Source organism: Desulfotignum phosphitoxidans DSM 13687, assembly GCF_000350545.1.
GTDB lineage: Bacteria > Desulfobacterota > Desulfobacteria > Desulfobacterales > Desulfobacteraceae > Desulfotignum > Desulfotignum phosphitoxidans.
The window spans coordinates 174,409-197,379 of record NZ_APJX01000007.1; the positions used below are offsets into that span (position 1 = coordinate 174,409).

Consider the following 22,971-nt stretch of genomic DNA (forward strand, 5'->3'; position numbering starts at 1 on the left):
CAAGGAAATAATCCAGTTGGATCCACAGGAATAAGAATGGAAAATTTATTGAACTATACCCGGGAAGATCTTTCCCGATGGCTTGAAAAAAAAGGGGTCCGGCCGTTTCGATCCGGTCAGATTTTCAAATGGCTGTACCTGAAACTGGTGGATGATTTTGACCAGATGACCGATCTGGGCAAAGATCTGAGGGCCCTGCTGGCCGATCATTTTTATTTTGACTGCCTGACTCTGGCGGACACACAGGTGTCTGCGGACACCACGGAAAAATATCTGTTTCAGCTGACGGACGGGGCCCATATCGAATCCGTGCTTATACCGGAAAAAGATCATTTTACCCTGTGTGTGTCCTCCCAGGTGGGATGTGCCATGAACTGCCGGTTCTGTCTGACGGCTAAAGGGGGATGGAAAAGAAACCTGACCGCCGGGGAGATCATTGCCCAGGTCCGGACCGTGCGGATGTTTCTTGCACACAGAAACATGGATCCCCAGAAACTGTCCAATGTCGTGTTCATGGGCATGGGTGAACCCCTGGCCAATTATGATCAGGTGATCCAGGCCATTGCCGTGATCACGGATACGGATTTCGGATTGAAATTTTCCCCGAGGCGGGTCACGGTGTCCACCTGCGGCCTGGTGCCTGAAATCCTGGCGCTGGGAAAGGCGTGCGCCGTGAATTTGGCGGTTTCCCTCAATGCCACGGATGATGAAACCCGGTCCTGGCTGATGCCGGTCAACAACACCTATCCCATGACACGGCTTTTAACCGCGTGTCAACAGTTCACCATGAAGCCCAGAAACAAGATCACCTTTGAATATATCCTGATCAAAGGCGTGAACGATTCGCCGGCCCATGCCGGTCAACTGGTCCGGCTTTTGTTCCCGGTGCGGGCCAAGGTCAATCTCATTGCATTCAACCCGCATCCGGGAACCCGTTTGAAAGCACCGGATCCGGAAACCGTTCAAACATTTTTGCAGATACTGCTGGATAAAAATATGACCGCCATTGTAAGGAAAAGCAAAGGAGCCGATATTCTGGCCGCCTGTGGACAGCTCCAGGCACAGCAAAAGAATAAAGGGATTGAAATCGACTAAAAAAGCCTTATTTTAATCCATTGGGTTGACATTTATGTTAAATCCCTTAAAAAAAATTATCTCAAACCCGTAAATATGAATGGAAAAAATCATGACTGATATCAGTTTGGAAAACAAAAGAATTCTGATTGTGGATGATGAGCCTGATGTGCTGGATTCTCTGGAAGAACTGCTGGACATGGCTACCGTGACCCGGGCCCAGTCGTTTGAACAAGCCGATCAGCTGTTAAAAGAGCAGACATTTGATATTGCCATACTCGATATCATGGGTGTGGACGGATACCAGCTGCTGGAAACGGCCAATAAAAAAGAGATTGTCACCGTGATGCTCACGGCCCATGCCTTAAGCCCGGATAATATTAAAAAATCCTATCTGGGCGGGGCCTGCTCCTATATTCCCAAAGAAGAGATGATCAATATTGAAACGTTTCTGCTGGATGTTCTGAAAGCCAGAAAAGAGGGAAAAAATCCCTGGACCAGCTGGTATAAACGTCTGGCATCCTTTTGTGAAAGAAAGTTCGGCAAGGACTGGGATAAGGATGAAAAGGAATTCTGGGAAAAAATGATCTATTATTGATCCTTGACTAAGGATCCGATCAATCGGGACCCCAGTTTTGACGGCTTTAAAGGCACCACGGTGATCAGGGTCTGTTCGGGACCGATGGTCACCCGGACTTGTGTGGGTTCATTTTCAGGCGCTTTGGTATAGGCCGCTGCCATGGCAGCGGCCTTTTCAATCTCCGCTTTTCCGAACCGCCCCGTTAGAAGGGCGGTGGGACCCGGCAGCCATGCATGGTTGAATTGCACATCTGCCGTGGGGTCATACCAGGCCATGATCTGTTCATTGTCTGTTTCTGATCGTCCGATCACCAGTTTGCAGGTATCGGTCAGGCGAAAATGGCGGCCGTATTTGAGCAGGTGAATGTGCCGGATCTCTTTTGTTTTCTGAACATCGAACAGATCTTTGAGCCGGGTGGAAAACCCCGGGTCCGTGAGCAGGCACCCGCCGGCCGGGGCCGGGTATTCAATAATCCCCAGTTGCCGGGCCAGCGCGATCTGCTGTTTCCGGGACCGGCCGTTAATGCCCAAAAGTTGTGTTCGGTCCACCAGGCCCTGGATTTCCATGGGCGTTTCCGGCAGACACCGGGCACTTAAAGGCCGCAATATAAACCCTTTGAACCGGCTGTTTTTCTCCACGTATTGCAGGGCGTTTTTGGTCTGGGATTTGGGCCGCTGGCCCACGACTTCTCCGCTGAACAGAAAATCAAATGCCATTTTCTGCATGAGCCGGCCAGCGGTTTCAAACATGAGTGCATGACAGTCCATGCACGGATTCATGTTTTTTCCAAACCCCGCTTTGGGGGCTTCCATCATTTTCAGATAAGGCCCGGTAATGTCTTTGGTGATCAAAGGGATGTCACAGATGGCGGACGCTTTTTGCGCTTTTTTTGATGAGAAAAACGGGGTTTCAAAACTGATCCAGGTCACATGGATGCCTTGATTTTTAAGTATAACGCCGGACAGCATGCTGTCCAGCCCACCGGAACACAGCCCCAACGCCCGGACAGGGCTTGTGCTTTTTCTGTCACTCATATATAAATAACTTTCATGAAAAACGTGGATATCCAATTTTTGCTCCGCACATTAAAAAACCGGTACCCGGATGTCAAGACCCAACTGGTGCATCAGACCCCGTTTCAACTGCTGACCGCCACTATTTTGTCGGCCCAGTGCACCGACCGCCAGGTCAATCAGGTGACCCGGCATCTGTTTGCGCGGTTTCCCGATCCCGCCGTTCTGGCCGCAGCCAATTTGACTGACATCAAAAAAATTATCTATTCCACGGGGTTTTACAACAACAAGGCCAAAAATATCAAGGCGTGCGCCCAGGCCCTGCTGGACCGCCATGACGGCCAGGTGCCAGATGATCTGGACCTTTTAGTGAAACTGCCCGGTGTGGGGCGAAAGACCGCCAATGTGGTAAGATCGGCGGCGTTCGGGCATCCGGCCATTGTGGTGGATACCCATGTGCTGCGCATATCCGGCCGTTTGGGGTTGACCCGGTCCCGGGATCCGGTCAAAGTGGAATTTGATCTCATGAAAATTATTCCAAAATCAGCCTGGAGTGACCTGTCTTTGCAGTTCATCTATTTTGGCAGAGACATCTGTGATGCCAGAAAACCCAAGTGTGACCAGTGCCCTTTGTTTGATGTATGCGTGTTTCCCGGCAAAAAAAATACAGACACAAAATAGAACGCCTTTAACCGGGTGTAAAGGAAATGAGACATGGACAATATTTTTACCCCTGATTTCTGGATCCACGAATGGGAAAAAATTAAATCCGATGACACCTATGCCGTGCATAAAGGGTTTGCCACACCGGAATACTGGGACAGGGCCGCAGCCACTTACAACAAGGGAACGCAGGAAAAAGAAAACCGGAAAAAGGATAAAGCCCTGGCCCGGTTCCGGGAGGCCGGCCTGCTGTCTGAAGGCATGACCGTGCTGGACATCGGATGCGGCACCGGGGATTTGGCCCTGGGTCTGGCTGAAACCGGGGCACATGTCACGGCCCTGGATTTTTCAAGTGCCATGCTGGACCGGTTCGAGCAGGCCATACCGCCGCATCTGAAGGACCGGATCCATTTGCGCTGTGACGACTGGCATGGGGTGGATATCCAGAAAAATGGGTGGGAAAACCGGTTCGATCTGGTCACGGGATTCATGGCACCGGCGTTGTCAACCTCCCGGTCGTTTTTTAAAATGATGGCCTGCGGCAAAAAAGGCTTTGCCATCCGGGGGTGGGCGGACAAGAAACCGGATCCCGTCATGGCGGCGCTGTGGGAAAAAATCATGGATCGTCCCCTGGACGACCGCCCCCAATCCATTCTTTATAAATTCAATCTGTTGATTGCCATGAAATATTTTCCAGATATCTGGTTCGACAAAATGGAATGGAACCAGACCGCCACCTTAGGTCAGGAAATTCAGAACCAGACGGCATTTTTCCAGAAGGCCGGTTCCGTCCCTGAGACAAAATTAAGGCGGATCATTCAGTCCTATCTGGAAACCATCCAGACAGACGGTCGGATCAGCCGCATACAGCAAGGCCTGACCGCCACGGTGATCTGGTCTGAAAATCGAAGGTGAGATTCTTTTTATTCAATCGATGCCCTGTTTCCGGTAGGGACAGGCATCCAGCGTGGCGATAAATGCCACAAATTTTTTGAAAGACTGACTGTCCATGGCATGTTCCATGCGGCAGGCGGTCTCATCGGCACGTGCTTCATCCACTTCCAGTATCCTGAATAAAAAATCCTTGAGTACCATATGGCGGTATTCAATCTTTTTTGCGATTTTTTCTCCTTCCGGGGTCAGTGTTACATATCCATACGGCTCATAGTTAATCAGTTTTCTGGCTGCCAGTTTTTTGAGCATGCCTGTGACCGATCCCCGTTTGATATCCAGTTTTTCGGCAATGTCTTTGGATCGGGCCACTGTGTTTTGCGTTTGCAGCGCCAGTATGGTTTCCAGGTAATCTTCGATATTTTCGGAAAGCGGAACTGTCTTTTCCATGTCTTCCTCCATGTTGGGGTCCTGTTTTTTTTAACGCCTGATGATATAGTAAGTCAATTAAAAAAAAATTCATAATCATCATGTTTGTTATTGACAATATTCAATGTTAGGCATATAAAACTTAGCCATTTGAATGATTCAGCAAAAGGAGAAGACATGATAAAAGGCATTTCATTGCGGCAGATGCAGGTGAATCAGACGGGTACCGTTGTCAGCGTCAGAGCCAGGGGAGAACTGGGCCGGCGGATCCGGGACATGGGCCTGATTCCGGGAAAGGATATCCGGATTCAGGGGCGGGCCCCGTTGAAAGATCCGGTATCGCTTCGGATCATGGGAGGCACCCTGACTTTGAGAAACAATGAAGCGGATTATATTTTCGTGGAGGTGCACTGATATGGCGATCACCATTGCGTTGGCCGGAAATCCCAATTCCGGAAAAACCACGTTGTTCAATGCCCTGACCGGGGCAAGGCAGCATGTGGGAAACTATCCCGGGGTGACCGTGGAAAAAAAGCAGGGCATCTGCACGGCCGAAAATCAGATATTTGATATCGTAGATTTGCCGGGGACCTATTCCTTGAGCGCGTATTCCATGGAAGAAGTGGTGGCCAGAGATTTCATTGTCAATGAAAAACCGGCCATGATTGTGAATATCGTGGATGGATCCAACCTGGAAAGAAATCTGTATCTGACGCTTCAGTTCATGGAAATGGGGGCCAATGTCTGTATCGCATTGAATATGATGGATGTGGCCGGAAAACGGGGCGTGACCATTGATGTTGAAAAACTGTCTTTGCTGCTGGGACTGCCCGTGGTGCCCATGGTGGCCCGCACGGGAAAGGGCCGGGCTCAGCTGCTCAAAACCGTTGCAGATCATGTGGGATCCCGGCCGGCACCGTTGAAAATTTCCTATGGCCGGGATATTGATGACACTTTGGATGAGATGGAGGAAAGAATCCGTTCAGATCATTTTTTGACTGACCAGTATCCATGCCGGTGGGTGGCGCTGAAATACCTGGAAAACGATGCTCAGGTTCTGGAAGCGGGAAAAGCGCACTTTTCCGAAATCCATGAATGGCTGTCAGCGGTGGCTCTGAAATTGTCGCGTCATCTGGAAACCACCCTGGACACCCATCCGGAAGGCATGATCGCGGACCAGCGATACGGGTTTATCACATCCATTCTCAAACAGGGCGTGATTTCCCACACCCTGGACCCGAACCGGCTGGCCTGGTCCGACAAGATCGACAAAATCGTGACCCACCGGTTTCTGGGGCCGTTGATCATGATCGGGGTGCTCATGGGATTGTATCAGTTCACCTTTGCCTACAGTGAGGTGCCCGTGGCGTGGTTTGAGAACTTTTTCACCTGGCTGGGGGACCGGGCAGATATCCTGTTTGCCGACGGGCTGCTCAAGTCTCTGGTGGTTTCCGGCATCATTGACGGGGTGGGCGGGGTCCTGGGGTTTGTGCCCCTGATTGTGTTCATGTTTCTGGGCATCTCGTTTCTGGAGGATTCCGGGTATCTGGCCCGCATGGCGTTCATGCTGGACCGGGTGTTTCGGATGTTCGGTCTGCATGGGGCATCGGTCATGGCCTTTATCGTTTCCGGCGGCATTGCCGGCGGTTGTGCCGTGCCGGGTGTCATGGCCACCCGGACCCTGAAGTCCCCCAAAGAGCGCCTGGCCACCCTGCTCACCGTGCCCTTTATGAACTGCGGGGCCAAGCTGCCGGTGTATGCCCTGCTGGTGGCGGCATTTTTCACGGATCACCGGGCCCAGGTCATGCTGATCATTACCCTGATCTCCTGGGTGGGCGCCCTGCTGGTAGCAAAGCTGCTGAGATCCACAGTCATCAAAGGGCCGGCCACCCCATTTGTCATGGAACTGCCTCCTTACCGGCTGCCCACGTTCAAAGGCCTGGCCATTCATACCTGGGAACGCACCTGGCAGTATATCAGAAAAGCCGGCACCGTGATTCTGGGGATCTCCATTGTTTTATGGGCCATGATGACTTTTCCGCAACTGGATACCCAACCCGTGTCCAATGAAAATGCAGCGGGAATGCACACACCGGTAGCGGAAACCATGGATCCGGGGGCGGCGGCCCTGCGCCATTCCATTGCCGGGCGCATGGGCATGGCCATGGAGAAGGTTACCCGGTATGCCGGATTTGACTGGCAGACCAATATCGCACTTCTGGGTGGATTTGCCGCCAAAGAAGTGGTGGTGTCCACCCTGGGAACGGCTTATTCCTTGGGAGAGGTGGACCCGGAAGACAGCACGTCTCTGGCACAGCGGCTGAAAACAGCGGATGGATGGGGACCCATCACCGCCTTCAGCCTGATTTTGTTCACCATTTTTTATTCACCGTGTTTTGTGGCAGTGGTCTGCATTGTCAAAGAATCCGGATCATGGAAATGGGGGGTGTTTTCCATGGCGTTCAATACACTGCTGGCTTTAAGCCTGTCTATTGTGTTTTACCAGACCGCCACCTGGATGATGTCATAAAAAGGGCGGTTTCAGGATTCTTCCACATAAGCACGGCGGCGTTTCCCGTCCTTCAGGTTCACCAGTCCCTGTTCGCAGATCCGTAAATAAGGGATGGCAGCCCCGGCCAGGGTGACCAGGGTCAGTAACGGGTCGGGAAACACCACTCCCAGCTTTGCAGCAGCTGTTTTGAGGGCCCGGATCTGCCGGGCCAGCTCAGGCACGGACGCATCTGACATGAGTCCCATCACGGGCAAAGAGATCTGGGCCAGACATTTTCCTTTGGCCCAGATCACCACCCCGCCCTGCAGCCGGTGAATATGGTTGACCGCGTCTGCCATGTCCGCATCATGGGTGCCCACCACCACGATGTCGGCGGTGTCCCATGCCTGGCTCGAGGCAATGGCGCCATCCTTCAGCCCGAATCCTTTGATAAAGCCGGTGAACATGTTTCCGGGTTCAATGGCCCGGTCAATGGCACTGATTTTGAGAATATCCTGGTCCTGATCCGCCTGAATCCGTCCGTGGATCACGGGCAGAGACATTTGGGTTTCCCGGGTTACCAGGTCCGTGACCATTTCCATGAGCCGTACCGGCACGATTTTTTTGCCTGGGGGGGCTGTGACGGCAAAGTCTTCGGGTGTCAGGGGCCGGGGCAGGCGAACGGAATGGCGGCAGGCATTGGAAAAACAATGTGTCCGGGGGGACACCTGCATCTGTCCTTTGTCAAAGATAATTTTTCCATGACTGACCACCATTTCCGGGGTGATGAAACCCGGATCCGGAATAATCACCAGATCCGCGCTTCGGCCCGGCGCAATGCCGCCCACCAGGGAATCCAGTGAAAAATGTTCCGCCACGTTCAAGGTGGCCATCTGAACGGCTTCCATGGGAGAAAATCCTGAATCAATGGCCTTTTGGACCACAAATGCCATGCCCTTGTTTTCCACGAGATCTTCAGGTCCCACCCCGTCGGTGACCAGGATGAGTCGTCTTGTATCCACGCCCGCATCCCTGATCCGGGCGATGGCCTCAAGATCCCTGCGGATGCTGCCTTCCCGGATCATGACGTACAATCCCAGCCGCAGCCGCTCCAGGGCCTGGTCCGCATTTATGGGTTCATGGCAGGAGGAGATCCCCGTGGCCAGATAGGCTGCCAGTTTTTTTCCGCCGGCCCCGGCGGAATGTCCTTCCAGCACTTTTCCGGCCCTCAGGGTGTCTTCAAATACCGGCAGGATCTTCTCCGGTGTCTGAAACACCGCCTGCCAGTAAGATTCTCCCAGCCCCAGAATATCGTCCCGGTCCAGCAGTTTTTTTAAGTCATCCCCGGCAATGCCGCTGGCAGCCGTGCTGATGGACACCATGGCCGGGGCTGTGCCGAAAATCTTGATGGGCTGGTCTCTGAATGAGGCCAGTATCTCAACCACTCCCTCATATCCCATGATGGGATAGGTTTCCATGGTTTCGGTGACAAGGGTGGTGGTGCCGTCCTTGACCGCATAGGGAATGAATTGGCTGATTTCAAAAAAAGAGGCCAGATGGGTGTGTCCGTCAATCAGCCCGGGAATCAGTGTTTTGCCCTGGACATCGATCACCGTGGTGTTTGATGCGATGGTGTGTTCTGCATGGTCTCCCACAAACGCGATATACCCGTTTTTGATGCTCACGGACTGATTTTTTAAAAATTCTCCGGTGTAGACGTTCAACAGCAATGCATGGTCAATCACCAGGTCGGCACCTGATTTTCCCGAAGCGACCCGGATCAGTTCATCCATGGTTCGAGCAGACAATGTGTGCGCGTTTTTCATGACGGGCCTCTTTTTTCTGGCATCCGGATTTTTGGTACGGGTTCGATTTTCAAGCATGATCCGGTCATTAAATATATCACCGGATGCTATTTAGCAATAAGTTATACAGGAACTTATCCTTATGGGAAGAAAAACCCTCACGGAAGGGTTTATTCTAAAATCTCAACGTGTTCAGATTTTTTGATCACCGGATCATTAGTGATCAGGGGAAGTCCAAGATATTTGGCGGTTGCGGCAATCAAACGGTCATGCAGTTCCGGAATATCGTTGATACTCGAAGCGGTCATGAGGATGTCAAAACTTAAAGGTTCAAACTGGTAATTCTGGCTTTTTATCAGTTCTTTGGTATGCAGCAAACCCACGTCTATCCTGTTTTTTTCAAAGAGATAAAGTATCTCCATTAAAACAACTGCCGGTATAATGATGATGGCCAGTCCTTTATCTGCAGACTGGTAGGCTTTAAAGGAGCGGTCGTTTATGACCTTTTTTCCCATCATGAATTTGACAAGTGCCTGGGTGTCGGTGACAAAATTATCCATTCTCAAATTCCTGCTCAACATGCTTCCATGTGTTTTGCTTGAACTCCTTAAGGATGGAAAAGTCAATGTCCTGGTCTTTTAAAATGCCTTCGAGTTTAATAATGTTTTTGGTTCCCATTTTTTTTTTATGCCGGATAAAATCTATATACTTCACAATATCACTCAGGTCCTGCTCTGAAAAATCGATCAGTTTATTGTAAATTTCATGTTTGGTTATGGCTGCCTTATTCATTTTAGCCTCCAATTGTTATTTTGATTTTTTGAATCACAAAATTTTTGAAAGTTTATTTTCAATAGGCGTAACACGTTTCCTTTGAATTGCTTGTCATATTATCTTTTATATTAACGGGTTATCCATGATTTATCCAGTAAAAAAGGTATCTGTCCGATGCTGCCTGAGATTTTTTTTAAAAAAAGACCGGTTTGAGCTGACAAACTATACCCAAAGATATAGAAAACAGCCGATGTAAATAGTGGCAGCGGTCATGGCCAGGATCATCGGGAATCAATCTGTGGAAGAACAAGCCGAAACCCGATGAGGGCGCCGGAGTAATCCTCAGTCGCACTGTGGCGGAAGGCCGAACGGACCCGATCGTTGGCACCGCCTCGGCACGGCTGACAAAACATCTTGAAAAACGATATGTATTCCGTTGCATCTTTATTCTCCCGGGTGTTAGTTCAGTATTTACAGCTCTTTTACGCATGATTCAAGCAAGAAAACTGCCTGGTGTGACCTTGAAAAGATATTTGTTCCTAACGCCCTGTTTACGCTTTTTGCCACAAATAGCAAAAAGCGTAAACAGCGATTTATTAAAAGGTTTTACAGTCCCGGAGGTGGCCCAAAAGCACAGCTGGCCTGAATCTCTGGTTTGGTCACAGGCATTGGTAAAAGCCAATGATTTTGACCGGTCCAAGCCACTTCAATGGGGAATCAGAACTTGGGATGTGTGGAATTTCACGGAAAGCATTTCCAGAAGTTCAGCCCCGGGATCGGCTTGGGCCCAGACCTATAGAACACACGGCAGGGTGACACGCCGGGCCTATATCCACAGGTATAAAAAGCACCCGATATACAGAACGGCAACGGACAGGGCGATCACCATCCGGACAAAGGACAGTTCAAACGCGTGCTGGATCATTTTTGCCGTCACTGCCAGTCCGTAAAGACCGGTTATGCCACAAACAATGATGATGGCGGGACCAGGAGGGGACTGTGCCTGAAGCATGGCCAGAAACGGGGCCACTGGCCACAGGGAAATGGCGGCAACGCCGAGAGTGAAATAGGCAGTCAGAAAAGAGGCGTTTCCTCCCAGGGCTTTCAGGAACACCCAGATGAACAATGCGGCCCCGGCATGCATGAGAAACGCCACTGGAATGCCGGCCAGGGTCAGCTTAAGCAATCCCTGACCCAGAAGCATATCCCGGCTGAGCCAGGCGGCAGTGCCTCCGTATATCAGCCCCAGTATTGACACATGAAACATGCAGATCCAGGGCAGGTGATTCAGGGGAAGCTGCCGGACACCAGTTGGGTCCAGTCTGGCAAGCCGGGTCATGGCGGCGGGGTAGTTCATGGAGATCCTTAAGTTTAAAGTTTAAAGTTTAAAGTGTTAAGTGTTAAGTGTTAAGTGTTAAGCCGGTGACGGCGCAGGGCTGTTATGATTTGTTGCGACCGCCGGGGCATGGGGGGTATTGAATGGGGTCCGGCCCCGGGCGGGCCGGGGCCGGACCCCATTCATGGGTGAAGGTTACCAGGGCTGCAGGCCCCAGATAAAGACAGCGACGCAGACCGCTGAGATGATCAGCGGCCATTTGATGCCGTTGTACCGGGATTCATCATAATCCGGACCCCAGCCGTGGATCCGGTCGATCACTTTTTTGTCCGCCAGCGTCGGGGCGTATGCCTTGAGGGCCGGCATCCGGTTAAAGGCGATGGACAGGATGATGAACATGGCAAAGCTCAAGGGAATGGTCACCATGCCGCCGGACATGCCCAATGCCGCCACCAGACCCGATCCGACGCAGATGGAGGGCAGCACATGGGGGGAGATCACAATAAAGATGATTCCGCAGACCATGGAGGAGATGATCAATGCCAGTTTGTTGGCCTCTTTCCACCACACCCCCAGCAGAATGGCCGGGGTGGCCGTGGTGGCCAGCAGACCGAATGCCCATAGAATACTGGTCACCAGGAATCGCGGGGGATTGAACGCCATGAGAACGGCAGCCAGTCCGCCCAGCCCCAGGGCCGCATATCCCCATTTCATCTTTTTGGCGGATTCCATGTTGGGGGCGATGATGCCCAGCAGATCCGATCCCACCAGCCCGGCGATGGCCATGAGGTTGCCGCCGATGGTGGACAGCCCGGCAGCGATGGCCCCGCCCATGACAAAGGCGGCCACCAGAGTGGGGTTGTAAAACACGTTGAGGATCAGGATGGTCTGGTCCGCTTTTTCAATGATCCGGCCCGTGGTGGCGGTAAAATAGTTGCCGGCAAAGCCCACCACATAGGTTCCTGAAAACAGCAGGCCTAAAAACAGGGCAAACCAAACCACGGCCCATCGGGCGCTTTTGACTGAGGATGAGGTAAACACCTTCATGGCCAGATGAGGCAGGGCCACGGGTCCCAGGGTAAAGGCCGGGATCAGGGCAAAATACCACCGGAAATCGTATTTCATGTCAAAAAACGTCGGGATGTTTTTGATCATGTCCGGCACCATGTCCCCATAAGCCAGGGGCGGAAACCACCATCCCGAAGACCCCATGGCCTTCATGATGGCACCCATGGGCACGATCATGGCAATGGTCATCACCACCATCTGAAAGGCCGCGTTGTAGGTGGCCCCGTACATCCCGCCGATGGTGATGAATCCCACCGTGGCAAGACCCGCCACAATGATGGCGATATTATACGGCACGCCGAACAGCAGCTCGAACGCCTGTCCCAGTCCCACCATCTGGCCTAAGGCATACATGATCATGATCAGAATCATCCAGCACACGATCACGATGGTGGAGGGTTTTCCATACCGCTGCCGGATAAAACTGGCAGGGGTGAACGCTTTCATCCGCCGAAGGCTGGTGCCGTACAGCAGGGTGAGCAAAGGGATGGAGATGGCCCATTGGATCCACAAATATACAAACGGTACCTGCAGCCGCAGGATCAGGGCGATGACCCCTAAAAATGTGGCCAGACTGGCCCATGTGGCCGCCATACCCAGTCCGTTGGTCACCGGACCGATGGAGAACCCGGCCGCGTAAAAATCTTCGTCCGACGCTGTTTTCCGGCTCGAAAAATAACCGACCGCATAAAAAATAGCAAACAGGATAATCACCATTCCCAGTCCGATCCAGACGTTGTTTAATGCATATTCCGCAGGCATGGTGTCATCTCCTTATTTTTGAGTATTTTCGGTTGAGGTGTCGGTTTCAGGGGCCAGGGTTTTGACGTATTCTGCCATTTCATCGTCAAATTTGTTGCACACCAGGGTCATTGCCAGGCAGACCGCGGCAATGCCGAACCATCCCAGCAGAATGGGAATGATATACTGGATGGGAAACCCCCACAGGGTTCCCTGCTGAAGGCCGGGAAAAAGAACGAAAATGGATGCGGAATGTCCGGTTAAAAGCAGCAGCACGGTGAATATAATCGTGATCCGGATTTCCTTTTTGTAAATTTTTTCTTTCATGGATTGTCTCCCTTTTTAAGATGTCATAACCATTTTATCTTCCCCATTCCGAATCCCGCAGTTCAATCCGCCGGATTTTGCCGCTGATGGTTTTGGGCAGTTCATCCACAAATTCAATTTTTCTCGGATACTTGTAAGGGGCCGTGGTTTTTTTCACATAATCCTGGATCTCCTTGACCAGCGCGTCACTGGGCTTGTAGTTCGGTGCCAGGATCACAAAGGCTTTCACCACCTCGCCTCTGGTTTCATCCGGACTGGAGACCACGGCGGATTCGGCCACGGCCGGGTGTTCGATCAATGCGCTTTCCACCTCAAAGGGACCGATGCGGTACCCTGAGGTGAGAATGACGTCATCTGATCTGCCCACAAACCAGAAATACCCGTCCTCATCCACATAGGCCCGGTCCCCGGTGAGATACCAGCCCGGAATAAAGGCGGCTGCCGTCCGGTCCGGTTCTTTCCAGTATTCCTTGAACAGTCCGATGGGGCGTTCCGGTTCGATGCGCACCGCAATATCGCCTTCTTCATCGGGGCCTAAGATATTGCCCTGGTCATCGATCACATGCAGATCAATGCCCGGCGTGGGTTTGCCCATGGATCCGAACCGGGGCGGAATACAGGGAAAATTGCCCGCCAGAATCACGGTTTCGGTCTGGCCGTATCCATCCCGGATGGTACAGCCCGTGGCTTTTTTCCACACCTCGATGATTTCCGGGTTCAAAGGTTCGCCGGCACCCACGCAATGGCGCAGGGTGGAAAATTTGTATTTGGAAAGATCCTGAAGCACCAGCATCCGGTAGATGGTGGGGGCCCCGCACATGGTGGTGATGGGGTATTTGGATAATAGACCCAGCGTGATTTTGGGATCAAACCGGTCCGTATGATGGACAAACTGGGCCGCCCCCTGGTTCCAGGGACCGAAATAGCTGGACCAGGCCGCCTTGGCCCATCCCGTGTCCGACACATTCCAGTGCATGTCTTCGGGTTTGAGATCCAGCCAGTATTTGCCGGTGACCATATGTCCATATCCATAAGAATGGGCATGCAGCGCCATTTTGGGGAATCCCGTGGTGCCGGAAGTGAAATAGACCAGACAGTTGTCATCTGCTTTGGTCTTTGCGGTTTCAAATTCGTCGGATGCCTGGTCCATGGCCTCATCCCAGAAAACCCACCCCTCTTTGGGCTCAGTGATGACAATCTTTGTTTTCACGGTGGGACACTTGTCTGTGACTTCGTCAAAAGCGCCGGCAATGTCCCGTGTGGTGATGATGCACGCCGCTTCGGATTTGTTGGCCCGGTATTCCAGGTCCTTGGCCGTCAGCTGGGTGGTGCCCGGCGCGATCATGGCCCCGCACCGGATACACGCGGTAAAAGCGATCCACCATTCAATGTTTCTGGGAAGCACCACAATGACCACATCCCCCTGGCCGATGCCCCGGGATTTGAACACGTTGGCCAGTTGTTTGGAGGCTTTGCTGAGCTCGTAAAATGTTTTTCTGATCTCAGTGCCGTGGTCATCCACCCAGAGCATGGCCAGTTTTTCCTTATCTTCGGCCCATTTGTCAAACACGTCTGAAGCAAAATTGTAATACTCCGGAACCTGCCATTTGAACTCTTTGTACTCTTTTTCATAATCGGTCATGTTGGGTTGTACGGTCATAAGCGTTCCCTTCCTTTGAAATAGAGGTTGTCAGGTGAGATATTCGCCTGTATGTCGTATAGTAAAGCAAAATCAATCCCACAATCGGTGAAACACTGATTTTCACTGTAGGTGGATGTATTCGGATTTGTAGGGAAAAACCTGACAGGTTGTCGGATCAGGAGATGACAAAGGCTTTGAAGGGCCGATTATTCCGGCACTGTGGTGATCTGGCCGGTTTTTTCGAAATGCACGGCGCACCGGACCAGTTCATTGGCATGTTTCAGATTGAGTTTGGTTTTGATTCTTTCCCGGTAGGTGCCGATGGTTTTAATGCTTAAAAACAGTCGCACGGCAATTTCCCTGGAGGAATATCCTTTGCCGATGAGTTTGAACACCTGCATTTCCCGGTCCGTGAGCCGGTCAATGGGGGATTTTTTCCGAATATCACTGGTGCCTGTGATATTGGACAGGATATGCTCTTTCACAGAATCATTCAGATAAACTTTGCCCGCAAGCACGTGGTGAATGGCCTCCACCACCGATTCCATGGCCTCCTGTTTCATGATGTATCCTTTTGCCCCGGCATGCAGGGCCCGCTGGGCATACAGGTATTCATCATGCATGGACAGCACCAGCACGGGAATGTGGGGGTGGTGTTTGTTCACGTGCCGCACCAGATCGATGCCGTCGGAATGTTTCAAAGAAATGTCTGCGATAATCAGGTCCGGAAACACGGATTCGATTTCCCTGATGGCGTCGTCCACATCCTTGGATTCGCCGGATGCGGTTAAATCTTCTTCCTGATTGATCAGTTCAGCCAGGCCGAGCCGGAAAATGGGGTGGTCTTCCACCAGCAGTATTTTCTTTTTTATCATCATTGCTGTATGCCCATACCATGTTTTTGGGGTTTGTGCAATCTTGTGCGATTCTCCGGAAAATGCAGGGCACTGACCGGCAGTTTGAGGGTGACGCAGGTGCCGGTGTCACTGGATTCAATGTCCAGGGATCCTCCCATGAGTTTGGTTCGGTAATTCATGATGCGAAGTCCCATGCCTGAGGATTCACCGGAAGGGGCAAACCCCGTGCCGTTGTCCTTGACGGCCAGGGAGAATGACATATTCCGGTACGCCATCTCAATGACGATATGGTCGGCCCCTCCGTGGCGGATGGCGTTCTGGACCGCTTCCTGGGCGATATGATAGATATTGCTGTTCACCATGTCGTTTCCGGCCGGGATTTTTTCATGGTACAGCAGGGCGCAGGTTACCTGGTGAACGGTTTTGGTGTTGGTCGCCAGTTCCTGTAATGATGAAAGCAATCCATGTTTGAAATAGACCGGACACAAGCCCCGGGCCAGCAGCCGGGTTTTTTTTATGGCCTCCTGAATCAGGCGGGTGATGTTTTCCACAGACCGGGCCGCATCCGGTGCGGTTTTTTCCACCCGGGTTTTCAACACTTTGCTCAGCCCTTCCACGCCGATGAGGTGGGGACACAGGTCATCGTGAAGATCATTGCCGATTTTCTGGCGCTCTTTTTCTCCGATTTCCATGATCGCTTTTTCCAGCTGTTTCACCTGGGAGACATCCCGGTGGGTGATGACCGTGCCTAACGGGTTCCCGTTTTTGTCCCGGTATACGGATCCCCGGAGGGTCACTTCGATAAGACGGCCGTCTCTGGCTTTCCGGGTGGTTTCCGTGCGGGGGAGCACCAGGCCTTCCAGGATGGCCTGAATTCCTTCCATGGCCTGTTTCCATTGTTCTTCCGGTACAAAATGGTCCATTTTCTTCCCCAGGCTGTCTTCCAGGGTGTAACCGAATACCCGGGTGAACGCCGGGTTGAAATAAGTGACATGCCCTTCCATGTCATAAACGATGATGGGGTCAGGCGCGGCCTCCATCACGGACCGGTATCGTTCTTCACTTTCCTGTAACGCTTCCTGGACCTGTCTGCGTTCGGCAATCTGGGCCTTGAGGTCCCGGCTGTAGGTTTCCAGTTTTTCCATGAATGAGTTGTAGTAAAACGAGATCTGGCCCACCTCATCCAGCGAATGCGGAATCACCATGCGGTTGGAAAACCCTTTTCCGGTATCGATGTCTTCATTGAGCCGGTCCATGAGGTTTCGCAGCGGTTCCGTGATGGTGGCACCCAGAAAAAATGTGATGGGGATAAACACCAACAGGGACGTCAGTCCCACAATCATGATAAAATTTTTGATGGTCGTGAGCGGAGAAAAAAAATCGTCCATATGGATGGCGGATGCCACCGTCCATTGATATTCAGGAATATGATTGAAAAATATTCGGTTTTTTCCAGCAAAGTTCCCGGATTTTTCCGGCCATGACACCGTATGAATCCCGTCTTTTTGTTCAGAAATGGTTTTGAAAAACCGGTCCGCATGTTCCGGGTTTGAAAAGATATTTGCATGTTGGTGTGCCGGAGGAATGATCAGATTGTTTTCCGCATCCAGAACACAGGCATATCCGGTTTTCCCAAAACGCTGACCCTGGATGGATTTTTCAAAATCACTGATCTCCATGAGTTCTGAAAATTTTTTCCGGTAGGAAGAGACCGTGATCATCCAGTCCCAGGGGGCAAAATATTCAAGATACAATGCCTTGGGCTGTGGAAAGTCATCATCCGGATTCTGCCAGTCATACTCGATGTATCCTTTTTTCTGGGCCACCATTTCCTGAACAAAGGCATGGTCGGAAATATCCAGGCCTTCCAGCAGTTTTTTGGGATGTCTGACCACGCGGCCGGTCCCGTCCAGAATACAGATATAGCCATGGGTGCCGATTTTCTGGGCCAGCATGATGTCTGCCGCCTGTTTTTGGGCCTGTTCAAGGGTCAGGCTGCCATCGGCCTGACGCTGGTACAGGTGCGTAACGATCTCCAGATTTTTTTCCGCTGTGGCCCGCAGATAGTTTCGGATGGACACGGATGCGGCCGTCCTGACATTGTTGACCATGGCTGCTGTGGCGTTTTCCAGCATGGTTTCGATATTTTTCTCAACATTTTGTTTTACAATGGAATAGATGGTGAGACTGGAAAGACCCATGATCACGACAAAAGTGACGGAGAAGACACACAGGATCTTATAACGGATGGGCAGGTTCTTAAACAGGTATGACAGGTTCATGGTTCCCCGCTAAAATGGGTTTATGCCCGGGTCTGAGCCAGACCCGGCAAATGTTTAAAATCCGGTTGGAAACAGGCGGGTGGTTTTTTTTTCCAGACGGTTCTGCAAGGCAAGATCCGCCATGTTCTGCCGGAGCATATCCAGGACATCGTCTATGGATTCATGGATTTCCATGGCCTGGGGATGTGCCTGAATCATGGCGAAAAACGCCTGCACCACATTTGGATCAAATAAAGTGCCCACCCCGTGTTTCAGTTCACAAATGGCCGAGCCAAGGTCTTTGGACCGCATGCCGGGCCGGCCGGCGGTCATGGTTTCAAACACGTCGCACACGGCCAGAATCCGGGCGCCCAGGGGGATGTGCTTTCCTTCGATTTTATCCGGGTATCCGGTGCCGTCAAACCGTTCATGGTGATGCCGGATCATGGGGGCGATATCTTCAAAAAAGGTCAGCGGCACCAGGATGTCCGCCCCCAGAACCGGATGCTGCCGGATCTGTTCCATCTCTTTTGGGGTAAGATGCCCCAGACGGTCCAGTACCGTGTCCCGGGTGCCGATTTTTCCGATATCATGGAGGATCCCGGCATGGAAAATGTTTTTGACCATGACGTCATCCAGACCCATCTGCCGGGCCGTGAGCCGGGACAGCGTGGCCACCCGCCGGGAATGGCCATGGGTGACCCGGTCCCGGGCCTCGATGGCCAGGGCAAACCCTTCCACGATTTTCCGGTAGATTTCCAGAATTTTTTTGTCATGACCCATGGCCTTTTCCAGAGCGGTGGCCCCTTGTTCTCCTAAAGCCGTGACCAGTTCCAGTTCATGGGGTTCCAGGGTGCGGTTCCCCATGAAATAAACCGCCAGAAGTCCGGTATACGGGCCTGAAATATTGAAGAAAAGGCCGGTCACGGAATTGATTTTCCGTTTGCCCAGACGCTCCAGGTCTGGAATCCGGTCATCTTCTCTGGCATTGGGAATCACCACACACGCTTTTTTGTGGTTTTCAAACAAAGTCATCAGGGTGGTATAATCGGTGCGCATCAGGCTTTGGTAGTCAAATCCGTGAAAGATTTTTGTTTCAATGCACTGTTTTTCAGTATTCAGAATCCAGAAAATACAGCCTTTGGCAGAAAGAATCCGGGTGATGTTTTCCACGATACAGGCCAGAATATCTTTGGTATCAGTGTTGGCATGGATCTTTTTGCTGATTTTTGCAAACAGGGTGAAAAATTCATGAAAATCCGGTGTCATATGCCCCCCGGGTGTGGTTAAACTCAGGTTAATTGAAAAAATTCATCCATTTCATGCTGTAATTTCTCTGGATCTGTTTCTGGAGAAGGGTCACCGAGTTCAGAACGGTTTTTAACTGTTTTTTTTTGGTTTTAGACAGGGTGGTCAGGTCCACGCAGTTCACGGGCAGGTCCGGGTGCCGGTCCCGGTTCAGGTGACTTCCGATCTTGAGCCGGTTTAAGTGATAAAACGCTTCCAGGTATTGTTCATATTCTCCGGCATCGATTATTTTTTGGTCTTTAAGGCCGGCCAGGCGTGCCAGGGTGGACGGGGAAAAAATGCCGTGATTCAATGCCAGAATGCGGATACCGTTGATCAGATGGGCCAGGCCGGCGGTTTTGATATTGAAACAGGCCCGGCAGCCCGGAATCCGGTGGGTCCGGATCCGGCCGAAAAGGGTTTTGGGGGAGCTGAAAAGCAGATCATCCCGGGTCAGATAATGGTTGACGGCCGGATTTTTCTGAAACAGGTCAAACACCCGGTCCAAAAGACCCCGGGCCATGGGGAAATCCCCGTAAACCGGTCTGAAATCCAGAAGAATGGTCAGAATCCGGATATCCGCCGGTTCCGCAGACCCGATCCACTGGTCCAGGGACTGGCGCCACCGGGTCAGAGACCCCCGCCATTGCGGGTTGGTGGCCATGACATCCCCTTTGCACAGAGAAAACCCGAACCGGTCCAGGTCCGTGACCACCTGTCCGGCCAGATCGGCAAAATAGGCATCCCAATCTTTTTCTTGGGACCGGGGCGGGTCCGCATAGATCAGGGCATTGTCCTGGTCGGTTCGTACCACCTGTTCCTGCCGGGCGTCACTGCCCATGGCGATCCAGCAGAAAGCCCCCGGCACTGACCGGTGATCCCGGGTTTTGAACACGGAAACATGATGGGTGATGATCCGGGCGGTGAGTGCATCATGAATCGCGGACACCGCTTTAAGAATATCCGCCAGATCCGTGGGGCTGTAAAGCATGTGCCGGATCCATGTGTCCAGTTGATCTTTGAGCTGCCGGGGATCCGGATAATTCGTGCCGGTTGTCAGATCGTCATAAATTTGATGAAACAAGGCAGCCAGTTCCGGTGGTAATGACACATCGTCGGGCATCTCAGACCGGTTTCCCGGATCACGCCTGCGGGTTGCAGCTGCTGTCATCCACCCACCCGGCCAGCAGGACATGCCGGCCTGTGTGATCCATATTCAGGCTGCCGCAGGATACACGCTGGTCAAATTTCATATCATATGTTCCTTTTTTCATGTCCGCCTGGTTTTACCACCGGTCCTGAAAAAGGTCAACATGATCATCATGGCTTATGGATGATCTCAGGGATGATGGTTACCTGTGAACCGGGCAGTTCAGATGTCAGGTCCCGGTTGCGGGGATATCTGCTATTCAGGGGCACTGTCCGGCAGATAGTCTTCTCTCACCGGAGAGAACACCTCAATGGCCACGGCATCTTCCAGCACTTCTGCCCCATGAGGGATGTTGCCCGGCACACACCAGGAATCTCCGGGCTCCACATCAAATGTGTCATCTGCGATGCGCAGTTTCAGGCGGCCGGAAACCAGGTATCCGGTCTGTTCATGGGGATGGGTATGGACGGGCAGGGTGTGGCCGCCCGCCAGTTTGAACTGAGACAAAAGGGTGCTGTCGCCATAGACCAGGGTCTTGATCTGTATTCCCGGCATGGCCTGCTTGAATCCATTGTTCTGGGCTTTGTAAAACATGGGTATGTTCCTTTTCATGAAAAACCGGTCTTATCCCGGTGGATTGATTTTTGCCAGCAGGGCCTGGTAAGCCTCGCTGAGTTCTACAAATTTATCATGGCTGCCGCCTTTGTCCGGGTGGTGTTTCCTTGCCAGTTTCCGGAACCGCCGGGTCAACGACCGTTTGTCCATGGCCTTGAATTCCGTGGCGGTCAGATTGAAAATTTCCCTGGCCCTGGACCGGGACACGGCCGGTTTGGGCGGCGGGTGAAAAAACCGGCTCCGGAACCGGAAATCCTGCTCCATTTCTTCGAGCAGAACCGATTCTCCATAGGGATGGTCAAAAAACATGACCACATACCGGATCAGATAATCGTGCAGATGTCCGGACTGCCGGAAAAGGCGCTTGTTCAGATCGCACAGTTCCTGGATGAAAAATGTATCCACTTTTTTCTGATCCAGGGCATGGGGCATTTTTTTTGCCAGAAATCCTTTGAAAAATCGCTGCAAGTCAAAGATGGTGTAGACATAAGACTTGAGTTCCCGATGACTGAGACGGCTTTCCTGCTGCATGAATCTCTGTTCGATCTCATCCCGGCATTTGCCCTTAAGTTTCCGGAACAGGGCCGGCGGCATGTTCACCAAAGGTCCCTGATCCATGTTGCCGAATTTGAGAAAATGAGCCCTCCGCTTGTCAAACGCATGGGTGGAACGGGCCACGGATTTTTTCTCATCCCGGGTCATGCGCCGGTAGGTGGATGTTTTGTTCCGCTCCCGGAAATGGGCTGTGGCCTGGCGGATATCAGGCCGGACAAACGGCCAGAACAGGTCTTCCAGCAGGTCCGGATCAAACTGCCGGGCTTTTTGGGCAATCCGATGGACCAGTTCATCGCACAAATGCCAGGCATTGCCCCCGGGGTAATCGATCCAGGCCCCGGGTTGCGGTCCCAGGGCACAGATTTCCTGAAATCCATGAACCGATGCTTCCCGGATGGATTCCCTGAGACAGTAGATAGTCTGTCTGTTTTTTCTTACTTTGGCCAGATACATGGGGCATTACCCGGGTAGAACCGGGTTTCTTCTCTTTTATATTTCATGGGAACCGTTATAATGGAGAACGTATTAAAAAGCAATTTTAAACCATTATGGAGGAGATCATGCCCCAGGACAGACCCGTTCAACTCACACTGAAGCGCCAACCGGTCACAGAAGGTGCCGGAGTCCGGCTGAACCGGTTGTTCGGCCATGCCGAAGCCCCGACCCTGGATCCGTTTCTGCTGCTGGATGATTTCCGGTCCGACACACCGGCGGATTATCTGAAAGGATTCCCCTGGCACCCCCACCGGGGTATTGAAACCATCACCTATGTCCTGAAAGGGGATGTGGCCCATGGGGACAGCCTGGGCAACCAGGGCACCATCTCGTCCGGGGATATACAGTGGATGACTGCGGGCAGCGGCATCATTCACCAGGAGATGCCCAAAGGAGATGACAAAGGGGCCATGCACGGATTCCAGCTGTGGGCCAACCTGCCGGCGGCCCAAAAGATGGTCTCTCCCAAATACCGGGACATCACGGCGGATCAGGTGCCAGAAGTCATGCTGGATGGAAAGATCCGGGTGAAAATCATTGCCGGCAGTATGGATGGCGTGAACGGCCCGGTGGATGACATTGTGATCGAGCCGGCATTTCTGGACTGTGATGTGCCGACCGGGGCTGTCTTTACCCATGATGTGGATCCGGGCCACACGGTTTTCATCTATGTGATCGGCGGCAGCGGCAGCACCGGCGGGACACCCGTTGAAAACGGAGACCTGGTGCTGTTCGGGAAAGGCACACGCATCACCGTGTCCGCTGCTGAAAAACCGGTCCGGTTTCTGCTGCTGTCCGGCCGGCCGCTCAATGAACCAGTGGTGTGGAGAGGGCCGATTGTCATGAATACCAAAGAGGAACTGGAAACCGCTTTCCGGGAATACCGGGAAGGCAGGTTCATCAAAACCGGATGATAC

At 52.2% G+C, this 22,971-nt stretch carries 22 protein-coding genes; 7 read left to right on the forward strand and 15 right to left on the reverse strand.

Features of this window, described 5'->3' with window-relative positions; all coding sequences use genetic code 11:
- Positions 1-36: 36 nt before the first annotated feature.
- Together rlmN and DPO_RS15985 are read left to right on the forward strand one after the other, a co-directional pair.
- Positions 37-1,095 carry a 23S rRNA (adenine(2503)-C(2))-methyltransferase RlmN gene (gene rlmN, locus DPO_RS15980; RefSeq protein ID WP_006967207.1) on the forward strand — a complete coding sequence of 353 codons (1,059 nt, stop codon included), beginning with the start codon at positions 37-39 and terminating at the stop codon, positions 1,093-1,095.
- A gap of 91 nt (positions 1,096-1,186) precedes the next feature.
- A complete protein-coding gene (locus DPO_RS15985; protein WP_006967209.1) occupies positions 1,187-1,672 on the forward strand; it encodes a response regulator in 486 nt (161 codons plus the stop codon).
- Here DPO_RS15985 and DPO_RS15990 read toward each other — a convergent pair.
- Positions 1,666-2,688 carry a tRNA 4-thiouridine(8) synthase ThiI gene (locus tag DPO_RS15990; RefSeq protein WP_006967211.1) on the reverse strand — a complete coding sequence of 341 codons (1,023 nt, stop codon included), beginning with the start codon at positions 2,686-2,688 and terminating at the stop codon, positions 1,666-1,668. The two genes, DPO_RS15985 and DPO_RS15990, sit on opposite strands and share 7 nt — an antisense overlap.
- A 39-nt stretch (positions 2,689-2,727) precedes the next feature.
- On the opposite strand from DPO_RS15990, the gene nth reads away from it, so the two are divergent.
- Both nth and DPO_RS16000 read left to right on the forward strand, forming a co-directional pair.
- Positions 2,728-3,348: an endonuclease III gene (gene nth, locus DPO_RS15995; protein ID WP_236609979.1), complete on the forward strand. Its 621-nt coding sequence runs from the start codon at positions 2,728-2,730 to the stop codon at positions 3,346-3,348.
- Between the two features lie 33 nt (positions 3,349-3,381).
- Entirely contained in the window at positions 3,382-4,245 is an 864-nt protein-coding gene (locus DPO_RS16000) for a class I SAM-dependent methyltransferase (protein WP_006967213.1), read from the forward strand.
- A 12-nt stretch (positions 4,246-4,257) separates the two neighbouring features.
- Here the strand turns inward: DPO_RS16000 and DPO_RS16005 are convergent, their stop codons facing one another.
- Positions 4,258-4,671, reverse strand: coding sequence for a metal-dependent transcriptional regulator (locus DPO_RS16005; RefSeq protein ID WP_006967214.1), 414 nt, complete (start codon positions 4,669-4,671; stop codon positions 4,258-4,260).
- Positions 4,672-4,827: 156 nt separating this feature from the next.
- Between DPO_RS16005 and DPO_RS16010 the strand changes: the two genes are divergently transcribed.
- Together DPO_RS16010 and feoB are read left to right on the forward strand one after the other, a co-directional pair.
- A complete protein-coding gene (locus DPO_RS16010) occupies positions 4,828-5,064 on the forward strand; it encodes a FeoA family protein (RefSeq protein ID WP_006967215.1) in 237 nt (78 codons plus the stop codon).
- 1 nt (position 5,065) lies between these two features.
- Positions 5,066-7,180 (forward strand): ferrous iron transport protein B, encoded by a 2,115-nt coding sequence (feoB, locus tag DPO_RS16015; RefSeq protein ID WP_006967216.1) that lies wholly within the window; start codon positions 5,066-5,068, stop codon positions 7,178-7,180.
- Between the two features lie 11 nt (positions 7,181-7,191).
- Here feoB and DPO_RS16020 read toward each other — a convergent pair whose 3' ends face one another.
- The 13 genes from DPO_RS16020 to DPO_RS16080 all read right to left on the reverse strand — a co-directional run bounded on the left by DPO_RS16020 (position 7,192) and on the right by DPO_RS16080 (position 22,012).
- Complete coding sequence (locus DPO_RS16020; protein WP_236609980.1) at positions 7,192-9,024, reverse strand: adenine deaminase C-terminal domain-containing protein; 1,833 nt, start codon at positions 9,022-9,024, stop codon at positions 7,192-7,194.
- A gap of 92 nt (positions 9,025-9,116) precedes the next feature.
- On the reverse strand, positions 9,117-9,527 hold the full coding sequence (locus DPO_RS16025) for a type II toxin-antitoxin system VapC family toxin (protein ID WP_085939423.1): 411 nt from the start codon (positions 9,525-9,527) through the stop codon (positions 9,117-9,119).
- Entirely contained in the window at positions 9,499-9,738 is a 240-nt protein-coding gene (locus tag DPO_RS25555; protein ID WP_006967219.1) for a hypothetical protein, read from the reverse strand. The genes DPO_RS16025 and DPO_RS25555 overlap by 29 nt, the downstream gene beginning before the upstream one ends.
- Positions 9,739-10,546: 808 nt before the next feature.
- The gene (locus tag DPO_RS25250; protein ID WP_006967220.1) at positions 10,547-11,077 is read right to left on the reverse strand and encodes a hypothetical protein; all 531 of its coding nucleotides are present in this window, start codon (positions 11,075-11,077) and stop codon (positions 10,547-10,549) included.
- A gap of 174 nt (positions 11,078-11,251) precedes the next feature.
- Positions 11,252-12,886 (reverse strand): sodium:solute symporter family transporter, encoded by a 1,635-nt coding sequence (locus DPO_RS16040; protein WP_006967221.1) that lies wholly within the window; start codon positions 12,884-12,886, stop codon positions 11,252-11,254.
- Between the two features lie 12 nt (positions 12,887-12,898).
- Positions 12,899-13,192 (reverse strand): hypothetical protein, encoded by a 294-nt coding sequence (locus tag DPO_RS16045; RefSeq protein ID WP_006967222.1) that lies wholly within the window; start codon positions 13,190-13,192, stop codon positions 12,899-12,901.
- 34 nt (positions 13,193-13,226) lie between these two features.
- The gene (locus tag DPO_RS16050; protein ID WP_006967223.1) at positions 13,227-14,852 is read right to left on the reverse strand and encodes an AMP-binding protein; all 1,626 of its coding nucleotides are present in this window, start codon (positions 14,850-14,852) and stop codon (positions 13,227-13,229) included.
- A gap of 188 nt (positions 14,853-15,040) precedes the next feature.
- A complete protein-coding gene (locus tag DPO_RS16055; protein WP_006967224.1) occupies positions 15,041-15,712 on the reverse strand; it encodes a response regulator transcription factor in 672 nt (223 codons plus the stop codon).
- Complete coding sequence (locus tag DPO_RS24040) at positions 15,709-17,973, reverse strand: cache domain-containing protein (RefSeq protein WP_006967225.1); 2,265 nt, start codon at positions 17,971-17,973, stop codon at positions 15,709-15,711. The genes DPO_RS16055 and DPO_RS24040 overlap by 4 nt, the downstream gene beginning before the upstream one ends.
- A 54-nt stretch (positions 17,974-18,027) precedes the next feature.
- Entirely contained in the window at positions 18,028-19,221 is a 1,194-nt protein-coding gene (locus DPO_RS24045; RefSeq protein ID WP_006967226.1) for an HD domain-containing phosphohydrolase, read from the reverse strand.
- A gap of 28 nt (positions 19,222-19,249) precedes the next feature.
- Positions 19,250-20,410 (reverse strand): DUF294 nucleotidyltransferase-like domain-containing protein, encoded by a 1,161-nt coding sequence (locus DPO_RS16070; RefSeq protein WP_160166925.1) that lies wholly within the window; start codon positions 20,408-20,410, stop codon positions 19,250-19,252.
- A 234-nt stretch (positions 20,411-20,644) separates the two neighbouring features.
- On the reverse strand, positions 20,645-20,983 hold the full coding sequence (locus tag DPO_RS16075) for a cupin domain-containing protein (protein WP_006967229.1): 339 nt from the start codon (positions 20,981-20,983) through the stop codon (positions 20,645-20,647).
- Positions 20,984-21,013: 30 nt separating this feature from the next.
- A complete protein-coding gene (locus DPO_RS16080; protein WP_006967230.1) occupies positions 21,014-22,012 on the reverse strand; it encodes a J domain-containing protein in 999 nt (332 codons plus the stop codon).
- A 107-nt stretch (positions 22,013-22,119) separates the two neighbouring features.
- On the opposite strand from DPO_RS16080, the gene DPO_RS16085 reads away from it, so the two are divergent.
- A complete protein-coding gene (locus DPO_RS16085; protein WP_006967231.1) occupies positions 22,120-22,968 on the forward strand; it encodes a pirin family protein in 849 nt (282 codons plus the stop codon).
- Positions 22,969-22,971: the final 3 nt, after the last annotated feature.

Coding starts and splice junctions, on each gene's coding strand:
- DPO_RS24040 (WP_006967225.1), bottom strand. CDS start 17,973: ATGAACCTGTCATACCTGTTTAAGAACCTGCCCATCCGTTATAAGATC.
- feoB (WP_006967216.1), top strand. CDS start 5,066: ATGGCGATCACCATTGCGTTGGCCGGAAATCCCAATTCCGGAAAAACC.
- DPO_RS16050 (WP_006967223.1), bottom strand. CDS start 14,852: ATGACCGTACAACCCAACATGACCGATTATGAAAAAGAGTACAAAGAG.
- DPO_RS25250 (WP_006967220.1), bottom strand. CDS start 11,077: ATGAACTACCCCGCCGCCATGACCCGGCTTGCCAGACTGGACCCAACT.
- DPO_RS16010 (WP_006967215.1), top strand. CDS start 4,828: ATGATAAAAGGCATTTCATTGCGGCAGATGCAGGTGAATCAGACGGGT.
- DPO_RS24045 (WP_006967226.1), bottom strand. CDS start 19,221: ATGACACCGGATTTTCATGAATTTTTCACCCTGTTTGCAAAAATCAGC.
- DPO_RS25555 (WP_006967219.1), bottom strand. CDS start 9,738: ATGAATAAGGCAGCCATAACCAAACATGAAATTTACAATAAACTGATC.
- DPO_RS16055 (WP_006967224.1), bottom strand. CDS start 15,712: ATGATGATAAAAAAGAAAATACTGCTGGTGGAAGACCACCCCATTTTC.
- DPO_RS15990 (WP_006967211.1), bottom strand. CDS start 2,688: ATGAGTGACAGAAAAAGCACAAGCCCTGTCCGGGCGTTGGGGCTGTGT.
- DPO_RS16045 (WP_006967222.1), bottom strand. CDS start 13,192: ATGAAAGAAAAAATTTACAAAAAGGAAATCCGGATCACGATTATATTC.
- DPO_RS16085 (WP_006967231.1), top strand. CDS start 22,120: ATGCCCCAGGACAGACCCGTTCAACTCACACTGAAGCGCCAACCGGTC.
- DPO_RS16040 (WP_006967221.1), bottom strand. CDS start 12,886: ATGCCTGCGGAATATGCATTAAACAACGTCTGGATCGGACTGGGAATG.
- DPO_RS16025 (WP_085939423.1), bottom strand. CDS start 9,527: ATGTTGAGCAGGAATTTGAGAATGGATAATTTTGTCACCGACACCCAG.
- DPO_RS16070 (WP_160166925.1), bottom strand. CDS start 20,410: ATGACAGCAGCTGCAACCCGCAGGCGTGATCCGGGAAACCGGTCTGAG.
- DPO_RS16000 (WP_006967213.1), top strand. CDS start 3,382: ATGGACAATATTTTTACCCCTGATTTCTGGATCCACGAATGGGAAAAA.
- DPO_RS16005 (WP_006967214.1), bottom strand. CDS start 4,671: ATGGAAAAGACAGTTCCGCTTTCCGAAAATATCGAAGATTACCTGGAA.
- DPO_RS15985 (WP_006967209.1), top strand. CDS start 1,187: ATGACTGATATCAGTTTGGAAAACAAAAGAATTCTGATTGTGGATGAT.
- DPO_RS16075 (WP_006967229.1), bottom strand. CDS start 20,983: ATGTTTTACAAAGCCCAGAACAATGGATTCAAGCAGGCCATGCCGGGA.
- rlmN (WP_006967207.1), top strand. CDS start 37: ATGGAAAATTTATTGAACTATACCCGGGAAGATCTTTCCCGATGGCTT.
- DPO_RS16020 (WP_236609980.1), bottom strand. CDS start 9,024: ATGCTTGAAAATCGAACCCGTACCAAAAATCCGGATGCCAGAAAAAAG.
- DPO_RS16080 (WP_006967230.1), bottom strand. CDS start 22,012: ATGTATCTGGCCAAAGTAAGAAAAAACAGACAGACTATCTACTGTCTC.